Annotated in this window: 3 protein-coding genes; 1 reads left to right on the top strand and 2 read right to left on the bottom strand. The window is 47.7% G+C overall.

Going from position 1 to position 4,077, the window contains the following annotated elements:
• The first annotated feature begins 89 nt into the window (after positions 1 to 89).
• The gene (locus tag JGK39_RS24145) at positions 90 to 365 is read left to right on the top strand and encodes a PEP-CTERM sorting domain-containing protein (RefSeq protein ID WP_293297666.1); all 276 of its coding nucleotides are present in this window, start codon (positions 90 to 92) and stop codon (positions 363 to 365) included.
• A gap of 34 nt (positions 366 to 399) precedes the next feature.
• On the opposite strand, the gene JGK39_RS24150 is transcribed toward JGK39_RS24145, so the two are convergent.
• Together JGK39_RS24150 and fusA are read right to left on the bottom strand one after the other, a co-directional pair.
• Entirely contained in the window at positions 400 to 1,044 is a 645-nt protein-coding gene (locus tag JGK39_RS24150) for a Uma2 family endonuclease (RefSeq protein WP_293257216.1), read from the bottom strand.
• 358 nt (positions 1,045 to 1,402) lie between these two features.
• Positions 1,403 to 3,487, bottom strand: a complete 2,085-nt coding sequence (gene fusA, locus JGK39_RS24155) for an elongation factor G (RefSeq protein ID WP_293257219.1) — start codon at positions 3,485 to 3,487, stop codon at positions 1,403 to 1,405.
• Positions 3,488 to 4,077: the final 590 nt, after the last annotated feature.

The raw sequence follows: 4,077 nt of genomic DNA on the forward strand, positions 1-4,077 counted from the left end.
GTAAGGCTAACACTGCATAATTTCAGCCCAAAAGCGTTTGGCTTCCAAGTTTTCACAACTGATAAAAAAATCCGACCCACATCTGCGGAATGTGGGTTACGATGGTTGGCGATGCAGAATTAGCTGCTGCCGGTTTTGCTCTCGGTATACTTCCCCGCGGCAGCCAAACTATTGGCTTTAAGTTTGATAAATCTTTGCTGCCTGTTGGAAGTTATACTGCTAGTTTACTTGAAGAATGCAACAATGACGCTATGGCGATCGAGGGAGAGACTAAAGTACCGGAACCTTCTTCGATATTGGCGACATTGTTAGGAGTTGGTGCGATCGCTGCGAGGCGCAAGCGCCAGCAAAAATTAGCGGTGTGATGTTGCAATCTGGGCGATCTGCGCGATCGCCCTTCTATTCCCCTTGCTGAATTTGAATCCTCACCCACTCCCGAAACAACCGCAACAAAGCCTTTTCTTTTGTAGTCTTCCTCAATTCCAAAAACCGCAGCATTTCAGACTTCAACAAAAAAGGAAAAGTCGGAGAAACCTCGCACTCTGCGTATTCATTGCCTTCTAACTGATAGATAATTAAACGATTGCCATCGTAGCGCCAAACTTCAGGTACGCCCAAACTTGCGTAAAGTTCGAGACGAACGATAGAACTGCTGGTAATGTCAATTTCAATAGCTAAATCTGGTGGTGGATCTTCATTGAGATCGATTTGTTCTTTATTCCAGACAGTATCTTCATTCTGAATGTAGTAACATTTATCAGGTTCTAACCCCCGTGCCAAATCTTGCCGCTTGCAGGTTAGCGATCCCAGGCTGCAAATGTCAACATTTAATTCATCAGTGAGAACTTCAACAAAATTCCCTAATAATTCTCCAGACTTTTCATGTGGTGCTGATGGACTCATAATTTCTAATTTACCTCGATCGTAAGTCAGGCGAATTCCTCTCTGTTGGGCTAACTCGTTCAGCAGTGATTCGTAGGTTTTCCAGCTAATGTTGTTTAGCAGAATTCCGCTAGTTTGATTCTGGATTAGGGTGGCTGTCATGGCTACCTGCCTCGGTTTTAAATTATTAATTGTATGTTAGCAAATATGATATTTGACTTATTGCATCAATCTGCGATCGCCCGAAACCGCAAATCAACGCAAATCAACGCAGATAAAATTAAGATTCGTGGACGCATAAATATCGAAGAAACCGGGTTTTTTCCCTAATCTCGTCGCTGCGGCGAAGATTTTCGTAAAAAAACCCGGTTTCTGGCTACCTCGCATAAATATATATCGAAGAAACCGGGTTTTTTCCCTAATCTCGTCGCTGCGGCGAAGATTTTCGTAAAAAAACCCGGTTTCTGGCTACTTGTTCGTGGAGTAGGATCGCACTATTCGATCGCACTCAACACACTACTTACTTAGCAGCTTGACGCTCTTTGGCATCCTTGATCACTTCCTCAGCGATATTGCTCGGACAAGGAGCATAGTGCGAGAAAGACATGGAAAACTGGCCGCGCCCAGAAGTCATGGTACGCAAATCGCCAATATAGCCAAACATTTCGCTCAACGGGACATCAGCCTTAATCCGCGCGCCTGTTTGTCCGGTTTCCTGGGATTTCATCATCCCCCGGCGGCGGTTGAGGTCGCCGATGACATCGCCCATGTGATCGTCTGGAGTGAAGACATCGACATTCATGATCGGTTCCAACAACTGAGGCCCAGCCTTGGGTACAGATTGGCGGTAGGCGGCTTTGGCTGCAATTTCAAAGGCCATTGCTGAAGAGTCAACCGGGTGGAAACCTCCATCCAGCAGGGTGAATTTCAAGTCCAAGCAGGGGAAACCAGCCAAGACGCCCACATCGATGCAGCTTTGGAAGCCTTTTTGTACCGCTGGCCAATACTCTCTCGGTACGCTACCGCCAGTTACTTTTGACTCGAACACGAAGCCGCTTCCCACTTCACCGGGTTCGACGATATAGCCGATTTTCGCAAATTGACCGGAACCACCAGATTGCTTCTTGTGGGTGTAGTTGTCTTCGAGGCGCTTGGTGATGGACTCGCGGTAGGCTACTTGCGGTTCGCCAACTTCTACCTCGACGCCGTGGGTGCGTCGCAGAATGTCCACTTTGATGTCGAGGTGCAGTTCGCCCATGCCCTTGAGGATGGTTTCGCCACTTTCTTCGTCTGTCACCATGTGGAAAGATGGGTCTTCTTGTACCATCTTGGTGAGCGCTGCTCCCATTTTTTCTTCGCCTCCTTTGAGTTTCGGTTTGACCGAAATGGAGATGACGGGTTCTGGGAACACCATCGGCTCTAGGGTTGCGGGATTTTTGGGGTCGCAGATGGTGTGTCCGGTGCGGACGTTTTTCATACCTACGATCGCCACAATGTCGCCGGCTTGAGCTGAGTCAATTTCTTCGCGAGAATTGGCGTGCATTTCTACCAAACGGCTGATGCGCTCGGTCTTGCCTGTGGCGGTGTTGAGTACGGTGTCGCCTTTGGATATCTTACCGGAGTACAAGCGGGTAAAGGTTAAAGCGCCGAAGCGATCGTCCATAATTTTAAATGCCAGCGCACGCAAAGGCTTCTCTGGATCGACGATCGCAAAATTGCCTGTTTCCTCGCCTTCGAGATCCACCTCGGGCTGAGGCGTAACTTCCATCGGGTTCGGGAGGTAGTCAACCACAGCATCCAGTACCAACTGCACGCCTTTATTCTTAAACGACGAGCCGCAGTAGGTGGGGAAAAATGCCATGTCGCGGGTACCCTTGCGGATGCAGCGCTTGAGGTCTTCGATGCTCGGCTCGTTTCCTTCGAGGTACTGTTCCATCAGGTGATCGTCCTGCTCGACGGCGAGTTCGATCAACTGTTCGCGGTATTTCTCGACATCATCGACCATATCGGCGGGGATATCCTTAATTGTGTAGTTCATCGGATCGCCGGAGTCATCCCAGATCCATGCCTTGCGGGTCAGCAAATCGACCACGCCGCAAAACTTTTCTTCAATGCCGATCGGCAAAACCATTACCATTGGTTTAGCTGCTAGGACTTTATCGACTTGGTTGACAACTCGGTAAAAATCTGCACCCGTGCGATCGAGCTTATTGATGTAGACGATACGAGCAACTTTAGAATCGTTAGCGTAGCGCCAGTTAGTTTCCGATTGCGGTTCAACTCCACCGGAACCGCAGAACACACCGATACCACCATCGAGAACCTTGAGAGAACGGTAAACCTCGATCGTAAAATCGACGTGTCCGGGAGTATCGATGATGTTGAGCTGATGCTCGTTCCAGAAACAGGTAGTAGCAGCGGATTGAATCGTAATACCGCGCTCTTGCTCCTGTTCCATGAAGTCAGTCGTCGCCGCGCCTTCGTGAACTTCACCTATTTTGTGGATTTTGCCTGTCAGCTTCAGGATTCTTTCAGTTGTGGTGGTTTTGCCAGCATCCACGTGGGCGAAGATGCCAATATTTCGATAACGAGTCAGATCTTTCATAATTACTGTTGAGATTAAATGCGACGAACCGTCGGCGACCAACTGCAAGCTTGACAAGCGAGGAATTAATTCTGCCTTACCAGCCTGTACGGGCTGGATTTCATTTTCCCTGTTTTTCGCAGGACTATCTTAATTTTGACACTTTTGGGTCATTCCTGGGAAGGATTCTTGCGTCAATAAGTACGGGAATCCTTACAACTCATAAAAATAACCCAGAGCTAGGGCAAAATTCTCTCACAAAGTAGGTTGGGCTGAGGCACTCACACCCAACAAATTCGCCTGCGTAACCCTTCGCTCAACCTGATATTTTGCACCATTCTCAGCAAAAGCTTCTCAAGCGGGTTTCTTGACAAAAAATAGAGGATTTTACTTTAGTCTGTCACTAGAAACCTGATTTCTGACATTCATGCCTGATGTTAGTCAATCTAATATAACATAAAAGGGCGGAATTTGTGTCATCAGAAACCGATTTTTTATACTTTGGTCGATCGGGTTTGTAGTGAGGACTTTAGTCCGCAGCAAAGAAAAGAGTGAAGTAGGTTTGTAGTGAGGACTTTAGTCCGCAGCAAAGAAAAGAGTGAAGTAGGTTT

This window comes from Microcoleus sp. PH2017_12_PCY_D_A (assembly GCF_020738565.1).
Lineage (GTDB): Bacteria > Cyanobacteriota > Cyanobacteriia > Cyanobacteriales > Microcoleaceae > Microcoleus.

What these genes read in the sequence shown, in the direction of transcription:
- JGK39_RS24145 (WP_293297666.1), top strand. Translation starts at nt 90, where the DNA reads ATGTGGGTTACGATGGTTGGCGATGCAGAATTAGCTGCTGCCGGTTTT.
- JGK39_RS24150 (WP_293257216.1), bottom strand. Translation starts at nt 1,044, where the DNA reads ATGACAGCCACCCTAATCCAGAATCAAACTAGCGGAATTCTGCTAAAC.
- fusA (WP_293257219.1), bottom strand. Translation starts at nt 3,487, where the DNA reads ATGAAAGATCTGACTCGTTATCGAAATATTGGCATCTTCGCCCACGTG.